2 protein-coding genes are annotated in these 1,889 nt (G+C 73.2%); both read left to right on the top strand.

Annotation, left to right across the window (positions count from 1 at the left end; genetic code table 11):
• Positions 1-545 (top strand): phosphopantetheine-binding protein (locus AC3EO4_RS55615; protein WP_431904974.1); only part of this gene is annotated, 545 nt, incomplete at its 5' end.
• A partial coding sequence (locus AC3EO4_RS55610; RefSeq protein WP_431904971.1) for a condensation domain-containing protein occupies positions 542-1,889 on the top strand: 1,348 nt, incomplete at its 3' end. The genes AC3EO4_RS55615 and AC3EO4_RS55610, both read left to right, overlap by 4 nt.

Below are 1,889 nucleotides of genomic sequence, written 5' to 3'. Positions count from 1 at the left end.
TCGGCGAGGTCGAGGCGGTCCTGCGGGAGCAGCCGGGCGTCAGGCAGGCCGCCGTCAGGCTCGTCGACGGCCGGCTGGTCGGGTACCTGGTCGGCGACGACGGTGTCCCGGATCTGCGCGCCGTGCTTCCCGAGTTCATGATCCCCACCGCGTGGGTGCGTCTGGAGGCGCTGCCGCTCACCTCCAACGGCAAGCTGGACCGGGCCGCGCTCCCCGCGCCCGGGCAGCCCGCCGACCTGCCGTGGGAGCCTCCGGGCACCGACGCCGAGCGAGCCGTGGCACGCGTCTGGCAAGAGGTGCTGGGGCTGGAACGGGCCGGCAGGCACGACTCCTTCTTCGCGGTCGGCGGCGACTCCATCCGCAGCCTCAAGGTGGTGGCCAGGCTGCGCGCGGCGGGCTACGACGTGAAGCTGCAGCAGCTGTTCACGCACCAGTCGGTGGCGGAGCTGGCCACGGCGCTGCGCCCGCGCGCAGCCGTGCAGAAGCCCGAAGCGGGAGCGTTCGCCCTGCTCAGCGCCGCGGACCGAGAGAGGCTCAAGGGATGATCGTCGATGCTTACCCGCTGACCGCGCTGCAGGCGGGGATGCTCTACCACAGCGAGCTGGACGGCGTGACCTTCCACGACCACACCACGCTCACGCTGCGCGGCCGTTTCGACGAGGCCGCGCTGGTCAGAGCCCTGGGCGAGGTCGCCGCGCGGCACGAGGCGCTGCGCACGTCGTTCGACCTCACCACGTTCAGCGAGCCGGTCCAGCTCGTGCACGACCACGCGGAGATCCCGCTGACCGTGGCCGCGACCGCGCCCGAGTACGGGCCGTTCGACTGGTCGGCGGCGCCGTTGCTCAAGGTGCACGTCCGCCCGGAGGCGGACCGGTTCGCGCTGACGGTCTACTTCCACCACGCGATCCTCGACGGCTGGAGCGTCGCCGCGCTGGTCAACGAGCTGCTGGCGCGCTACCGCACGGCGGGGCTCCCGGTGGAGCCGCCCGGTGCCCGCTTCCGGGACCTGGTGGCGGTGGAGAAGGAGCTCGTGGCCTCGCCGCAGGCCGCGCGGTTCTGGCGGGACGTGGTCGCGGACGCGCCGGACGGCCGCCTGCCCAGGATGCCCGGCTACCCGACGGGCGGGCCGCGCACGGTCGGGGTGCTGGCCACGCCGCTCGAGCCCGGGCTGGTCGCCGGCCTGGAGGAGCGGGCGGCGCGGGAGCGGGTGCCGCTGCGGTCGGTGCTGATCGCCGCGCACCTGCGGGTGTTGCACCTGGTCACGGGCGACCCCGACGTGCTGACCGGGGTCCTCACGCACGGCCGGCCGGAGAGCGACGCGGGTGACGAGGTGCTCGGCCTGTTCCTCAACACGGTCCCGCTGCGGCTGCGCGCGGACGCGCCGGAGCTGGTGCGCGGGGTGTTCGACGCGGAGGTGGCGCTGATGCCGTTCCGCCAGTACCCGCTGTTCGAGATCCAGCGGGCGGCCGGGCGCTCGCCGCTGCTCGACGCGCACGTCGACTTCCGCGACTTCCACGTGTACGGCGGCGCCGACCTGACCATCGAGGACCAGGACTTCTTCGAGCAGACCGACCTGGCGTTCAGCGCGGCCTTCATCAGGACCCCCGGGCATGGCCTGTCGTTGACCATCTCCTACGACACCACCCAGTTCCCCGCCGAGCAGGTCGAGCGCTACCGCGACCTGTACGTCCGGGCGCTGTCCGGTCAGGCGGGCCCTTCTCTGGAGGACATCGCGGCGGTCGCGGAGTGGAACGCCACCGACCGGGAGCATCCAGGCGGGACCCTGCACGGCCTGGTCTTCGAACAGGCCGAACGCACCCCCGACGCCACAGCCCTGGTATTCGAGGGCGACCGGCTGACCTACCAAGAGCTCGCCCAGCGGGCACGAG

The organism is Nonomuraea sp. bgisy101 (assembly GCF_057708945.1).
The sequence above is the reverse complement of the archived record's forward strand: the minus strand, read 5'-3'. Positions and strand labels throughout refer to the sequence as shown.